This window comes from Acaryochloris sp. IP29b_bin.137 (genome assembly GCF_028285745.1).
Taxonomy (GTDB): domain Bacteria; phylum Cyanobacteriota; class Cyanobacteriia; order Thermosynechococcales; family Thermosynechococcaceae; genus Acaryochloris.
The window spans coordinates 13070-27788 of sequence record NZ_JANQOP010000339.1; the positions used below are offsets into that span (position 1 = coordinate 13070).

At 49.4% G+C, this 14719-nt stretch carries 9 protein-coding genes; 5 read left to right on the top strand and 4 right to left on the bottom strand.

The window, feature by feature from the left end; translation table 11 throughout:
• Positions 1-79: 79 nt before the first annotated feature.
• Both cobS and Q0991_RS22960 read left to right on the top strand, forming a co-directional pair.
• On the top strand, positions 80-832 hold the full coding sequence (gene cobS / locus Q0991_RS22955; RefSeq protein WP_299492996.1) for an adenosylcobinamide-GDP ribazoletransferase: 753 nt from the start codon (positions 80-82) through the stop codon (positions 830-832).
• Positions 833-1321: 489 nt separating this feature from the next.
• On the top strand, positions 1322-3346 hold the full coding sequence (locus Q0991_RS22960) for an Rne/Rng family ribonuclease (RefSeq protein WP_299492998.1): 2025 nt from the start codon (positions 1322-1324) through the stop codon (positions 3344-3346).
• Positions 3347-3383: 37 nt separating this feature from the next.
• Here the strand turns inward: Q0991_RS22960 and Q0991_RS22965 are convergent, their stop codons facing one another.
• Positions 3384-4112, bottom strand: a complete 729-nt coding sequence (locus tag Q0991_RS22965) for a dienelactone hydrolase family protein (RefSeq protein WP_299493000.1) — start codon at positions 4110-4112, stop codon at positions 3384-3386.
• 171 nt (positions 4113-4283) lie between these two features.
• Between Q0991_RS22965 and Q0991_RS22970 the strand changes: the two genes are divergently transcribed.
• The 3 genes from Q0991_RS22970 (at position 4284) to Q0991_RS22980 (ending at position 8394) form a co-directional block, all read left to right on the top strand.
• Positions 4284-5297, top strand: a complete 1014-nt coding sequence (locus tag Q0991_RS22970; RefSeq protein ID WP_299493002.1) for a GntR family transcriptional regulator — start codon at positions 4284-4286, stop codon at positions 5295-5297.
• Between the two features lie 253 nt (positions 5298-5550).
• Entirely contained in the window at positions 5551-6810 is a 1260-nt protein-coding gene (locus Q0991_RS22975) for a VWA domain-containing protein (protein WP_299493004.1), read from the top strand.
• Positions 6811-6825: 15 nt separating this feature from the next.
• Positions 6826-8394, top strand: coding sequence for a site-2 protease family protein (locus Q0991_RS22980; RefSeq protein ID WP_299493006.1), 1569 nt, complete (start codon positions 6826-6828; stop codon positions 8392-8394).
• A gap of 22 nt (positions 8395-8416) precedes the next feature.
• On the opposite strand, the gene Q0991_RS22985 is transcribed toward Q0991_RS22980, so the two are convergent.
• From Q0991_RS22985 to Q0991_RS22995, 3 genes are all read right to left on the bottom strand, one after another.
• Positions 8417-9922, bottom strand: coding sequence for a pitrilysin family protein (locus tag Q0991_RS22985; RefSeq protein ID WP_366525048.1), 1506 nt, complete (start codon positions 9920-9922; stop codon positions 8417-8419).
• Between the two features lie 70 nt (positions 9923-9992).
• Positions 9993-11630, bottom strand: coding sequence for a DUF3747 domain-containing protein (locus Q0991_RS22990; protein ID WP_299493010.1), 1638 nt, complete (start codon positions 11628-11630; stop codon positions 9993-9995).
• Between the two features lie 373 nt (positions 11631-12003).
• Positions 12004-14190, bottom strand: coding sequence for a substrate-binding domain-containing protein (locus tag Q0991_RS22995; protein ID WP_299493012.1), 2187 nt, complete (start codon positions 14188-14190; stop codon positions 12004-12006).
• Positions 14191-14719 lie beyond the last annotated feature (529 nt).

Consider the following 14719-nt stretch of genomic DNA (forward strand, 5'->3'; position numbering starts at 1 on the left):
GCCACAATCAATTCGTAACTGCGGCAATGAATTCTACTTATAAGTCTTGACCGCTCTGTTTTTCTTCTCAAGAGCACTGATGAAACAAATTTTGCAGCAAATCGGGGGTGCGATCACATTTTATAGCTGCATTCCCCTTCCCTCAACTTGGCCTTTAGAGTTTGAGCGGATTGCCCGCTGGGCCCCTTGGGTGGGTTTGCTCCTCGGAGTCAGCATTGGCATCATCGACCAGGGTCTCGCCCTGGGGCAGATGCCTGCCCTTACCCGCAGTGCTCTGGTAGTGGGTCTATGGATAGGCCTCACCGGGGGGCTTCATCTCGATGGCGTCATGGATACGGCGGATGGCCTTGCCGTTATGGAACCGAAACGGCGTCTCATCGTTATGGCGGACAGTCGAACTGGTGCGTTTGGCGTGATGGCTGGTACTGTAGTTATCCTCCTGAAGGTCTGCGCGCTCAGTAACCTATCTACCCCTCACCTCCCTGCCCTGGTAACCGTCTTTGTTTGGGGGCGAATCGCTCAGGTCTTTGCGATTGCGACCTTCCCTTATCTCAAGCCCGAAGGCAAAAATGCCTTTCATACCAGTACGTTTCAAGGTCTTGGCGATCTTTGGCCCAGCATGATCAGTCTATTGATCGTCCTGCTTTGCCAATATTATGGATTCTCCTGGGCATGGCACATCATTGGCGGGGGTATCCTCATCGGGAGCAGCCTATCCATTGGCATCAGCTACTGGTTCTATCGCCAATTTCAAGGGATGACTGGTGATGTTTACGGTGCCATCGTAGAATGGACAGAAGCATTAGTTCTATGCTGCTTGACACTGATTTGATTCAGTCTCCCTTGTCAAACTCCCATAGGCCAGTGTGAGTATAACCGAGACTCCACGCTATAATGCTTCTCAACAGGAACTATCTCGACTACGGTGCATCGTAGATATTTCATGTTCAAGCTTTTTTCTAAAGTGATGCATGTTCAATCTACCCGGCTCTAATCCTACCGTTGGTGCGAGGATGACCCGATCAGTATTTACACCAACTTAAGGTTCAATTCTATCGGTCTCGCCAGGCTCTTTGTAAAGATTCTCGCCACTTTATTCCTGAAATCGCCAGAATCACTCTAACCTTGCGAGAAGATCTAAAATCTTCTCAAAAAATCTTTCCATTTTTGGGTAACAAATCTACGATTAGTTTCCAATATCAATTCAGTTTCCCTGCCACGACTCTTGAACGTCCAAGCCCCACAATCTCTTTTGTTATTTCGAGTTCAGCCCAGACATGAAACGTGTTGTCTGCTGGCTCAGTTTCTTTGAGGAATTTGAATGCCGAAGCAAATTATTATTGCCGAGCAGCATCGAATCGCTGCTGTTTTTTCCGAAGATCAAATCCAAGAACTTATCGTTGCGACGGGTAGTCATCAGGTCGGAGACATTTACCTGGGTATCGTTGAGAATGTATTACCCGGCATTGATGCAGCCTTTGTCAATATTGGCGATGCTGAACGGAATGGATTTATCCATGTCAGCGATTTGGGTCCGGTGCGCTTAAAACGCAACTCTGGTGCGATTACCGAGCTGTTGGCCCCCCAACAGAAAGTGTTAGTCCAAATTATGAAGGAGCCCACGGGCACCAAAGGTCCGCGGTTGACAGGCAATATTTCTTTGCCTGGACGCTACCTGGTACTGATGCCCTCAGGCCGGGGCGTCAACCTATCTCGCCGGATTCGAGCAGAAGATGAGCGCAGTCGCCTACGGGCGCTCGGCATATTAATTAAGCCGTCTGGTATGGGCCTTCTGGTTCGCACGGAAGCGGAGGGCGTTGCAGAAGAGGCGATCATTGAGGATCTAGAACTCCTGCAACGCCAGTGGGAAAGTGTCCAGCAACAAGCCGCCTCAACTCGGGCACCTGCTCTGTTGGATCGCGACACTGACTTTATTCAAAGAGTCCTCCGGGACGTTTATAGCAGTAATGTCAATCGGATTGTTGTCGATTCTGCTCCAGGACTCAAACGGGTCAAACACCATCTGGTGAACTGGAACAACACGAACAAGCTGCCTCAAGGGGTACTGGTGGATCAGCATCAAGAGTCCACCTCCATCCTTGAGTATTTTCGGGTCAATGCTGCCATTCGAGAAGCCTTGAAACCTAGGGTTGATCTACCTTCTGGGGGATATATCATTATTGAGAAAACAGAAGCCCTCACCGTTGTTGACGTCAACTCAGGTTCCTTTACCCGATCGGCTACCGCTCGTGAAACCGTGTTGTGGACCAACTGCGAGGCTGCGGCTGAAATTGCTCGACAGTTGCGCTTACGCAATATCGCCGGTGTCATTATTATTGACTTTATCGATATGGACTCCCGCCGCGATCAGCTGCAAGTCTTAGAGCATTTCAACAAAGCGCTCAAAGCCGATAAAGCCCGTCCTCAAATTGCCCAGCTTTCTGAACTCGGTCTTGTTGAACTGACTCGGAAGCGTCAGGGCCAAAACATTTATGAGTTATTTGGTACCCCCTGTCCTGCTTGTGGAGGGTTAGGACACTTGGTTCATTTGCCGGGAGAAGCAGCTCCGACCGTTGGTGAATTGGGATGGTCCGAAAATGCCAGGGATACCCCCTCTCCCACCGCTGGCATCCCCCTTCCTGGTATTTCGGCAGCCATGGGTGGTCAGCTTCACCTCGATCCGTCGGAAAACTTGCAAGAATTGGATCTGACCAATCATCCCAGCTACCAGGAGCGGGGGAACCGTCGGCGCCGACGTCGTTCGCGCCTTGGGGACAGTTTAGCGCGGGAATCCTTGAATCCTCGCCTGGTGAGGCAAAGCTCATCCTCGGATGCAAAGCCCATCAAATCCAATAGCGAGGCCAATGGCTCCGCTAAAAATGGGTCTAGTGAGCGGTCTCGGAGCCGTTCGGGGGGGGCGCGCCAACGTCAGGAAACGCCGCCTGAAGTTATTGCAGTGACCATGACGCCTGAGGAGCAAGATATTTACGCGTTTATGGGTATTTCGCCTACTGTTCTGTTCCCGGGGGAAGTCAAAAAGCCCAAATCAGCTATCGTTGAGATCCGAACGCCGGGTGAGACTGCATCGGTAACTCCAGCCATTCAATCAGGGGATGCGGAAGGATCAGGCTCAAGCTCACCGGATATTGATGAGTCCCCAGGGGTGGATGCTTCCGTTGCGGCTTCCCCAGAAGCGCTACCCGAACCCGTTGCCATTGCTGAATCGGCTGATAAAGAGCCAGATGAAAAGACCCGTCCATCTTCGCGACGGCGACGGCGTCGCTCCTCTGCCTCGTCTTCAACATCCAAACAACTTTCTTTACAACCAGATGAATCAGAGACTTGAAGAGTATAGTCTGCTTGTCAATATGTTGCCCTCGATTTCAGAGAGCTGACTGGAACAGGTGTTGGACGTGTTGCCAAGCCTGGGCCGCTGCGTCAGGCTGGTAACTTGCCCGTTGATCACAGAAGAATCCATGATCGGCGGGATAGGAAAACACCTGATGTTGAATATGATGGGTCGAGAGCGCTGTTTCGATTTGTTGCATCTCTGAGGGTGGAATCAGAGGGTCTTCAGTTCCCAAGAAGATGTAAATAACCCCTTGAATGTTAGGGGTCAAGGTAAGGGTGGGATTGCCGCCCCCCGGTGTCATTGTGGCAATGCCGGCACCATAGAATGAAGCGGTTGCTTTAATCTCAGGCAAGGTTGCAGCCAGATAGGCCACATGCCCACCAAAACAAAAGCCAATGGTGCCATAGGCAGCATTTGTATTTTCTTTTTGATCCAAATACGCTAATGTGGCTTGGATATCACTGAGGAGCTCAGCTGCCGTTGTTTGGTTCTTATAGGTTCTGCCTTGTGCTAAATCTGCGGGGGTATACCCCACTTCAAAGCCCGGTGCCTGTCTTTGGTAGAGGGCGGGGGCAATCGCCACATAACCGAGCTCGGCAACTCGCTCTGTAACGGCGCGAATATGGGCGTTAACGCCAAATACTTCCTGAAAGACAATCACCCCGGGCCAAGAACCTAAGCCTTGAGGTTCGGCCAAATAGGCATCAATAGATAAATTTTTATGGGGAATCGCTACTGTTTCTGTTTGGATCTGAACCACGGTCTGTGCCAATCATTACTGTATATCTAGTCTCCAAAAAACGCTGTCCTTTGGGAAGGGGGTGACCCAAATCGAGGGGACTCTCTGACACAGATTCTATGTAGAACCTGTCCAGGATTCGCTTCAGCTCATATGATAGAGAGATTGCTGTTCTATCTTCTTTCTTGGCCTATGATGGTCCAGTTTACGATTCAGCCTGATAGCGAGATTCCAGCTTCAACCCAGTTATTTAATCAAGTTTGCTTTGCGATCGCATCTCGGCAGTTCCCCCCCGGCTATCGCTTGCCCAGCACTCGCCAACTGGCGATGCAAACGGGGCTCCACCGCAATACCATCAGTAAAGTGTATGAGCGCTTAGAATCTGCAGGTTTTGTAGAAGCACAAGTGGGGTCTGGCATTTACGTGCGGGCATTGGGGCAAGAATCTTTGCCCATTACCGAAGAAGAGACGGCCACCCCCGTGCCCGAACTGATTGAGCAAAGTTTAGATGGATTTTTGCAGCGGGGCTATACCCTCAAGCAGGTTGAAGAACTCTTCCTCCATGCCATTACTGAACGGCTGCGCGCCAGCACCCGCGTGATAGTCACAGTCCCCAAACATGACTGGGGCGCTGGAGAAATTATGGTGCAAGAACTGCAGCAAGCTTTATCCATTCCCATCCAACTGGTGGTCCTCGAAGACTTAGCCGCTCATCTGAAAGCTAAACAGGCCGCAACGGTATTGACGGTGCGGTATTTTGCAACCCAAGCTGAAGAAATTCTGACAGAGGTTCAAGCGAATCATCCCGATCCAAAAGCGTTTCGGATTATTCCGATTGATATCTATGACTATTCTGAAGAACTAGAGCTGATTAAAGCGTTGCCTGAGGGAAGCCGCTTAGGGCTTGTTAGCCTTAGCCCGGGTACGTTAGGTGTCGCTGAAGTGATGATTTACAGTCTGAGGGGGGATGATATTTATGTGATGAGTGCTGAATGCAAAGACGCCTATAAGCTGAATGCCGTGATTCGGCATGCCCAAACGATCATCAGCGATCAGGCTAGTTGTGAAACTTTAAAGGCAGCTGTTTTAGCGGCTGAAACCGACCTGATTCGACTGCCTAAAATTGTTTGTTGCCGGAATTACATCGATCCTCAATCGATTGAGCTTCTCCAACGAGAGTTAGGTCTGGATGGGACGTCCGCTTGAGGGGCCGAATGTTTCCCTGGCGATATTGCCACTTCTTTAAGTTCTTCCGATTGCATTGGCCCCCCATCCTGGTTTAGTGAATGGGGGGATATGACTAATCTAACCAGTTAGAGTCCTAAAGACTTAGGATAAGAGGATAAGGTGAACCGTTTTCCTGCGCGGCTGAGTCGGAATGAGTCAACCTGCTAGACTCACGCTGATCCGCATATGCAACAGGAATCGTCATTGTATTTGCATGTTAGAGAATAGCGCTATGAATGTCAGCTTAAGTCTGGCCCTAAACGATGATCAGTTAGACGCATCCCAGGACACACAGCAACGCCAGTTGTCGATTGCAGTGTCTGCGGTTAGCGACACTGGGTTAGGGGATGGAACCCGCAATGCGCCACTCAATCTCTGCCTGATTTTGGACCACAGTGGTTCAATGACTGGTCGTCCCCTGGTGACGGTTAAGGAAGCGGCTCAGAGTATCGTGGATCGACTCAGCCCGGGAGATCGCATTTCTGTCGTGGCGTTCGATCATCATGCCAAAGTATTGATTCCGAATCAAACGGTGGAAGACCCCGAACAAATCAAGGCCCTGATTCAGCGTTTAGAACCGAAAGGGGGAACAGCCATCGATGATGCCATGAAGCTAGGCATTGAAGAATTAGCGGTGGGTAAGCTTGGCACCATTTCCCAGGCGTTTCTGCTCACGGATGGTGAAAATGAACATGGCGATAATCAGCGCTGCCAACAATTTGCAGAGTTAGCGGCTAGCTATAACATTACGCTCAATACCCTCGGTTTTGGCAGTCATTGGAATGAAAATGTATTGGAGGGGATAGCCGATGCTGGTGGTGGCAGCTTATCGTTTATTGAGAAACCTGAAAATGCCGTTGATGTTTTCAATGCTCTCTTTACTCGGATCGAAACCGTCAGTTTGACCAATGCCCATTTTTTAATGGCCCTTAGCCCTGGGGTGCGGCTCGCTAATCTGAAGCCCGTTGCTCAGGTGACGCCAGAGACTGTAGAGCTCCCGATTACACAAGAAGGAGAACTCGCTGTTGTCCGTATTGGCGACTTGATGACCCAGATGCAACGGACGGTGTTAGCGAATTTGTATATCGAACAACTGCCCCCCGGGCGACAAACCATTGCAACGCTTCAGGTCCGGTATGATAACCCTGCCTTCGGCAAAACTGAGCTACTGTCAGAAAACATCCCGGTTGAAATCACTGTGACTGACCATTACCAACCCGCTCCAAATCCTGAAGTACAGCAGAATATCCTCGCTTTAGCGAAGTATCGTCAGACGCAAATTGCGGAGACCAAACTCCAGGAAGGTGATCGAGCCGGGGCTGCCACAATGCTACAAATGGCGGCCAATACCGCCTTACAAATGGGGGATGAAAATGCTGCCACCATCCTGCAAGGCAGTGCCACTCGATTGCAAAAAGGAGAAGCATTGTCCGAACGCGATCGCAAGAAAACTCGGATTGTTTCTAAAACCACGTTACAGGCCCCTTCATAACTTTCTATAACATCTATGTCCAGCTATTACGCCACAACAGCCTTACTTCTTCTAGCCGCTTTTGTGATTCTGGGATTGGGCTTTAATCGATCTCGATCGATGGGCAAAATAGGCTTGCTTGCCTGGCTACAGTCCGTTGTCCTCATGGGACCTTGGCTGCTGATGTTGGGTCTTCTGAATCTGGGGATTACCTTGGACTTAGCCAGTACTTTGTTGATTGTGGTGCTGTCGATTGGCTTGTATATTCTTCTAGGCAGACGGCTACGCTTTCTTGCCAAGCAAAACCAGGACGCTCTGCCGTCGAGCACTTTCAGGCCACCAGCCGAAGACGTGAAATCTGAAAGTTTGTCAACGTCTGATGCGGCTGAATCGCCTGCTTCTGATAGGGCTCCATCCTGTACAGACTCACCGGAATCCCAAACGGCTGCCTCCGAAGCTGCGCTCAAGAACTCCCTCACGGAGATTCTTCCCTTACCGATTTCTACAGAGGATTTACAAACCATTCAAGGTATCTTTGGCATCGACACGTATTTCCCTACAGAAACCATTCCCTATCAAGACGGGGTGATCGTTCAAGGAAATCTGCGGGGAGATGCCATCAAAGTTCATGCCCAACTGACTGAACAACTGGAAGAAAAGTTACCCGAGCAATACCGCCTTTTTCTAGTTGAGAATACAGATGGCAAACCCATTGTGATCGTCTTGCCTCGACGCAATGATCCCAAAGTGGGTGGGTGGACGCAGAAACTGTTTGCGGTCATTCTGAGTTTAGCTACGGTTACTTCCTGTCTGATCACCGGTGCTTTTTTACTTTCATACAACTTGATTGAGCAGCCTGAGCGATTAACCGAAGCCCTGCCCATTGGTTTGGGACTCGTCGGTGTATTAGTGGCTCATGAAGTGGGCCATTATAGTATTGCCCACCGTTACCAGGTAAAACTAAGCTGGCCGTTTCCCTTTCCTGCCCTGCAAATAGGTTCCTTTGGCGTCTTTAATCGGTTTGAGTCCCTTCTCCCCAGTCGTCAAAGTCTGTTCGATATTGCCTTTGCGGGGCCAGCTGCTGGCGGACTCGTTGCCCTTGGACTTCTGATCGTGGGGTTGATCTTGTCGCCTGCGAACCCAACTTTACCCCTTGATATTTCTTTTCTAAAAGGTTCGATTTTGGTGGGAATGATTGCCCGCCTGTTTTTAGGCGATACCCTTCATGTTGCCAAAGTATTGGTCCATCCATTGGTGGGGGTTGGCTGGATTGGCTTGGTGATTACCGCCCTTAACCTAATGCCTGCTGGCTCTCTGGACGGCGGACGCATTATCCAAGCGATTTATGGGCGTAAGATTGCTCGAACATCGACATGGGTTACTCTGATTTTTCTGGCGATTATTGCTTTAGCCAACCCCATTGCACTGTATTGGGCAATTATTATTCTGTTGCTTCAACGCGACTTAGAGCGTCCTAGCCTCAATGAGTTAGTTGAACCCGACGATACCAGAGCTGTGCTAGGGTTAGTAGCTTTATTTCTAATGGTGGCTATCTTGATGCCACTTTCTCCGGGTTTAGCGATGCGAATGGGTATTGGAATATAAGGCAATGAGGTGGGGGCAGTCTTTATGTTCCCTTGGATAAAATATAGCCAATGGTTCGATTCTCGGATGTGAATGTGGCCTGGGCAATCCGCTGAACATCTGCGGGCGTCACAGCTTCAATCTTCTCTAATTCACTAAAAAGATTGCGCCAATCTCCTGTTTTGACGTCATAATCGGTCAATAACCTTGCCATACCACTGTTGGAATCTAGCGTTCTTAAAAGACTGGCGCGGGCCTGAGTTTTGAGGCGATCCAAATCTTGAACGTCCACCAATTCAGTTTTAAGTTTTTCGAGTTCTGTACTGAGAGACGCAGCGACTTCATCCACGGTATGACCGGGTGCCGTTAGGGCATAGAACAACATAAGATTTGGATATTTGTCGCCCGGGAAACCGCTAAACCCTTGTGCGCTTAAGGCAATCTTGTCAGACTCAACCAAAGACTTATAGAGACGGGACGTGCGACCATCGCTCAACAAACTGGCAATAATGTCATAGACGACGTGGTCAGGATCGCTGATGGCAGGGCGATGATAGCCTTCTAAATACCAGGGCTGGGATTTTAGCTCCAGGGTAACGGATTTTGCTTTTTGCTGTGGGGGTTCGACTTGGGACACTTCAGGGGGGTGCGATCGCACCTTGAAACGCCCAAAATAAGTTTTGGCCAATTTCTTAACTTCTTTAGGATTAACATCCCCTACGATGGCGATGGTCAAATTACTCGGGCCATAATACGTATCAAAGAAATCTTGAACATTTTGCCGAGTTAAATTGCGGAGATCTTGCTCATATCCAATCACCGGCTGCAAGTAAGGATGGACATCAAATGCTTCCCCCAGAAAGACCTCTACCATTTTGCCAATCGGTGAGTTATCGGTTCGCAAGCGGCGTTCTTCCAGAATGACTTCTTTTTCCTTATAAAACTCTCGGAAAACCGGTTCTAAGAAACGCTCAGATTCCAAAGACATCCACAACTCCAGCTTATTGGCTGGCAAGCTATAGAAATAGCGGGTGGCATCAGAGGAGGTGGTGGCATTGAGCCCCACGCCTCCCTGTTGATTAATAATTTGCCCCATCTCATTTTGGGTCACCAAAGCATCCGCTTTTTGGGTCACTTCGGCAAACGTCTGAGATAAGGTTTGAAGGGCCTGCTCATCCTTTTTGGCTTTTGCCGCTTGAATTTGATCAAAGAGTTGATCTTGTTGGTCTAACAGCGGTTGCTCTGATTCATAATCTGTTGTTCCAATTCGCTGGGTTCCTTTAAAGGCCAAATGCTCCAGATAGTGAGCAACCCCCGTTTGACCGACGGGTTCATTGGCCCCTCCCACATCGGCATAGGTATGAAATGCAATCACCGGAGCCTGATGCCGCTCCAGAACAATAAACTTTAGTCCATTCTTTAATTTGAACGTCGTTACCTTTTGCTTGACGCGATCAAGATAGGGTTGGATGGACTGGCTTTTCTCCACTGGAGTAGATCTGACTGTCTCTGCCGAAACCGACGGATGGATCAAACCTAGGCTGGTCATGCAAGCTAACAGCAATAGGATAAGACGTTTAAATCTGGACAACCGCATACTCCTTGTAATGGTGATTGAACTATTGAGTCTTCTCTAAAATGGGGTTCATACCATGACGTTGAATTAGTTGCATTCTATCCCGTGCCTCGCTAACAGAAGAAAAAGAACCCACTTGGAGAACCGAACGCCCTCGATAAGAGGATCGAAATGCGCCAGGGACCAATCCCTTAATTTTGGCTCGTTGGCGAGAACTGGACGTCGACACTACCACTCGATAGCGGGGGCCCAAGGCAATTGAGGACGAAGGTGGAGCTGGCGGGAGACCTGCTCTCAAATTATAAATATCAGAGCCACGATCTGCCCTGCCGATTGGAATTCTGGAGCCAGGAACAGGTAATACCCCAACCCTCGCAGGCACCGTGCGCAAGCTGAGTCGACGTCGAGTGTCTTTGATGACCTCGGGCTTTAAGCCGTTCCGCTTCATCAGTTTAATCATCCGATCAGCCTTAGAACGGTTATCAAACAAACCCACTTGCATCACCGATCGCCCTTGATAAGAGGAGCGAAAAGCATCAGGTACTAAAGCCTTTATCTTAGATTTCTGTTTAGAATTCCGGGGTCTAACAACAATTCGATACAGGGTATTGGGCTGTCGGACAGCAGATTGAAACCGACGCCCGCGATCGGCAGAAGGGACAGGAATATCCACGGAACGGCTAGCAATAGAAGAGGGCGAGACGGCGGACACTTGGGACCGATCGTTTTCAATCACCTCTGGTCTCAAGTCATTCTGTTTCAAGCGCTTGACCATCTCCTTGACTTTTGCCTGGCTGTGAAACAATCCCACTTGCATCACCGATCGCCCTTGATAAGAGGAGCGAAAGGCATCGGGCACTAAAGCTTTGATGCGAGCCTTTTGCCTGCTATCTTGTGGTTCCACCACCACACGATAGCGAAAACTAGAGGGAGATTCTGAGGATGAGGGCAACGGAACAGGAATCTCAACGGCTCTTGCAGGTGAAGCGGCAATAGGAGCTTGACGATCAAACGGTCGTGGGGGCGGCAATCGCCGTCTTGCCAATTGAGGCTGCGACTGATTTGTATTGAGATAAATGTGACCAAGGGTTTTGCCCTTATAGGTCCGCTTGGCAAATTGCCACCCAGGATTGAGATGAACCTTGAGTAAGCCAGCGCCGATGCCCTGGGTTCGGCCAATTTCCATGGGTTGACCTAAACGGCGAGAGTTGGGCATCCCCAACAAGAACAACTCATCTCCTTGGCGTTGCAAAGTCAGGCGATAGTTCAACCCCAAGTCTTTGCCCGCTTGACGAATGGAATAACCATTACTATCTGTACTGCGCCCGCAAATCCCCGTAAAGTCGAAATTCAGTAGTAAGGGTTCTATTTCGGTTGGGCTGGCTCCATGCTCCTTCCAGCACTGTTTGCGACCAGATATTTGTTCCAAAATCAGGAGATTGTAATATCCACCATCACGGGGAACAGCGACAGCCACAAATTTTTCTTGAGAAACGGCTGTTTGCCCAAAGGTAGCTGCAAGTAACGTCTGAGACCGTTCTTGATTTTGGGGAAGATGATGACCTGACGGGGGTTGATGATTGGCTATGGGCGCTGCAACTGCCGTTACGGGTAAAGATATCGCCAAAGGAATAACATATCCGGCAAGTGCCGATAACCGATGCAGAGATAAGTGATACATGGGGATGTCTCCAGCGCCCGATGGATGAAGATGGGTACTCTTTTGAGTATTGTGCCCAAATCTAAGCCAAGAGCTTGATGTAATCCATAGGAAAGTTTGAGTTTTTCAAGATTAACTCAAAGCTAAAGATTTACAGCAGATTTTTCGCTCTCGGTTATAAAACAGAACATTTGCTTATCTGGGGTGGCTTTTCACGCTACATGCAGTATCAGGGCCAACTCCTGCAGAATAATACTCAAAAAAGTTCTATCACCTTCCTGTCGAAACCGCTAGGATGGAAGTTCCCAAGCCATCGTTCCCCAGATTCGACCTGCTAGGGAAACTCGATAGTTTGGAGCGGCGCTTCAGGGTCTAGCTGGGAACTCAATTAGCATTAATGGTCATCGTCTTGAATCCAAGTCTGCTTGGGATCTGGCAACTGTGTCACACTGGGATCCTGGCCTTGTGGAAAGTCTTGACTTTGAATCCAGGTTTGTTTGGGATCTTGAAGGTGTGTTTGGTTCGGATCTTGTAGCTGAGTTGCATTCGGATCTGGGTCTTGAGTCTCACTAGACTCAACAGAGTGAGGAAAATCATCACTTTGAGCCCAGGTTTGTTTGGGATCTTGGAGTTGTGTTGCCGATGGGTCTTGCAGTTGCGTTGGGCTGGGCTCTTGCAGAACCGTTGAACTGGGATCTTGCAGTTGCGTTGGGCTGGGTTCCTGTAGAAAAGTTATGCTCGGATCCTGAAGCTGGGTTTGGCTAGGCTCTTGCAGGACTGTTGAACTGGGATCTTGGAGTTGTGTTGGGTTAGGATCTTGCAGTTGCGTTGGGCTGGGTTCCTGCAGAACAGTCACGCTCGGATCCTGAAGCTGGGTTTGGCTAGGATCTTCTTGCAGGTGTGTGGGGCTGGGATCTTGCAGAACCGTTGTACTAGGGTTCAGATTTGGGTTTGCTCCTAACCCCTCCATCGCAGAAGCAGGATCATCTTGTGACTCTTCAAGATTGGCTGGCGCCATGTCGTGATCATCAAAGCTTTGTAGCTGAGTCGCAGTGGAATCCTGTAGCTGTGTTTTAGGTCCGCTAATTGAGGGCGGTGTATCCTGCAGTTCGGTGTTGGAATTTTGAATACGAGTTTGTGCTTGCAGCTCTTTTGATGTGATATCAAGCCATGCAGGAGATTGAGGTTGAGGCTCTGAGCTTTGAGGTTTATGGATGGATGATGCTGACTCAGCCATCCCCATGGCTGCTGCACCAGCAGTAGGGTCTACCGAGGCCCTTCCCGAAGCATTGGAGAGGGCCTCACCTTGATCTGAGTCGATGGATGCACCCTCAGGCGGGGATTGTATTTCAGTGTTGCTTCCTTGTATTCGGGTGGGCCTGATTTTTTCAGCATAGTTGGGGGCAGGTCTCGGTGCAGTTTTGGGCTTTTTCTTTGCTAACAAGGTTTTGAAAATTCCCCCAATCACCCCCCCAATCACCAAGATCATCAGGCCAATAGGGAGCCACCCAAATCCATTGGCATCTTCAGAAGACCTCGCTGCCGTACCGGAGGAGCTACTGGCAACAGGAGAAGCCTCAGAGCCCCTCGGTTCATTGCTCGTGGTCGGACCAGCAGAATTCTCTGGTGTTTCAGACTGAGGGTTGGTCTTCTCGGCTTTGTTCTGATCGTCGGTGGACGGGGATGTTGACGATTCTGCCTGAGAGGGACTGTCCAAATCGAGATCGCGGAATAGAGTGGGTCTCTCTTTAGCTTGCGCAATCGCTGCTTGCCCTTGCTCAGAAGCAACGTACTCTAGAAACGTTTTAGCTGCAGCAGTAGGGGTGTCTTTATAGATATAGGTAAAGGGCTGAGAAAAAGGATATTGTGGATCATCCGGCAGGGTGTTATACATCGAAACCGGGCGAATCGTATTGGCGTTGTTGATTTGGCTCGCTAACGCATAGCTAATGCCATCTCGGCCAAGGGCATTGCTAAGGGCAGATAAACTGTCTTGATCCAGTTGAACAATTTTGCCACCTGCCTCAAAATCAGCTTGTTGAAATAGAGCATAGGTTTGTAGGGTACTTTGCAGGTTGCTGGCAATGGGACGATGAATAACCCGAATAGGGCCTGGCTGACCGCCAAGCTGTGACCAGTCGGTTATTTCTCCTTTGAATATTTTGACGACTTGGTCAATGGTTAGCCCTGCCGCATAGGGGTTATTTTGACCGATCACAATGGCAATCTTTTCGCGGGTGACGGGCACTTGTACGAACCCTTGAGCTTTTTCGTCGTCTGTCAAAAGACGGCTGATTGCCGCTAATTGGGCGTCATCTGGTTGGAGCTGTAAGGGGGTATTTGGCGGTTGAGCCTGAATCTCGATGGTTGAATTGGGGAATTGGGTTTCGTATTGCTGCTTCAGCGCCTGGTTGATCGGTGCCATTTGCGTCAGATTATCTATGCTGACTGATGTTGGATTTGTGGAGTTTTGGGCAAGACTCGCCGTTCGTTGGGATTCTGCTAGTAGAAGGAGGGAAGACATTCCCAAAGAAACTAACATCGCGAAGGTGGACATAGAACTAGGTCGTTGAGTTTGCATGTACTCAGCCTCCTGCACAATGAGTAGACGTTACCACTTGTTCGCTAATCGCTCATGTTGGATGAGCCGTTTCTTGATCCGCTTCCCAATCAATACATTTCCCCTAGAGTGGGCATGAGAACGCACTATCATGCTAAAACCCGTTCATAGAAATTGGGAAATTATGAAGCAGTTACTCAAAATTCGGTTGAACCTGTGAGTTAGAAACACATGCTTGCATTGTGTAGTCGTGGGTTTGCGAATAGAATGCATCGACTAGCCACCATAACTGTATGCTCACTCTGCAGAAATCACTGATATTTTTAAGGTTTTCTCAAATGATGGAGGGCAATGCTCTGCTTAGGGGGGCTGAGGCATGATCTTTTACTTTGCTCAGAGATTCTCTACTGGTTTCAGGTAGGACGCAGTTCTAGGTAGACTATTCAGGTATAGGGAAGAGTAGGAGTAGGTGGTTGCGGGCTTGCGATCGCAAGCCTGAGGAAAGTCCGGGCTCTCGAAAGACCAGACTTGCTGGGTAACGCCCAGTGCG

Bases quoted from the DNA above. Each gene is read 5' to 3' on its own strand.
- cobS (WP_299492996.1), top strand. From the start codon at position 80: ATGAAACAAATTTTGCAGCAAATCGGGGGTGCGATCACATTTTATAGC.
- Q0991_RS22960 (WP_299492998.1), top strand. From the start codon at position 1,322: ATGCCGAAGCAAATTATTATTGCCGAGCAGCATCGAATCGCTGCTGTT.
- Q0991_RS22970 (WP_299493002.1), top strand. From the start codon at position 4,284: ATGATGGTCCAGTTTACGATTCAGCCTGATAGCGAGATTCCAGCTTCA.
- Q0991_RS22975 (WP_299493004.1), top strand. From the start codon at position 5,551: ATGAATGTCAGCTTAAGTCTGGCCCTAAACGATGATCAGTTAGACGCA.
- Q0991_RS22980 (WP_299493006.1), top strand. From the start codon at position 6,826: ATGTCCAGCTATTACGCCACAACAGCCTTACTTCTTCTAGCCGCTTTT.
- Q0991_RS22985 (WP_366525048.1), bottom strand. From the start codon at position 9,922: ATGACCAGCCTAGGTTTGATCCATCCGTCGGTTTCGGCAGAGACAGTC.
- Q0991_RS22990 (WP_299493010.1), bottom strand. From the start codon at position 11,630: ATGTATCACTTATCTCTGCATCGGTTATCGGCACTTGCCGGATATGTT.
- Q0991_RS22995 (WP_299493012.1), bottom strand. From the start codon at position 14,190: ATGCAAACTCAACGACCTAGTTCTATGTCCACCTTCGCGATGTTAGTT.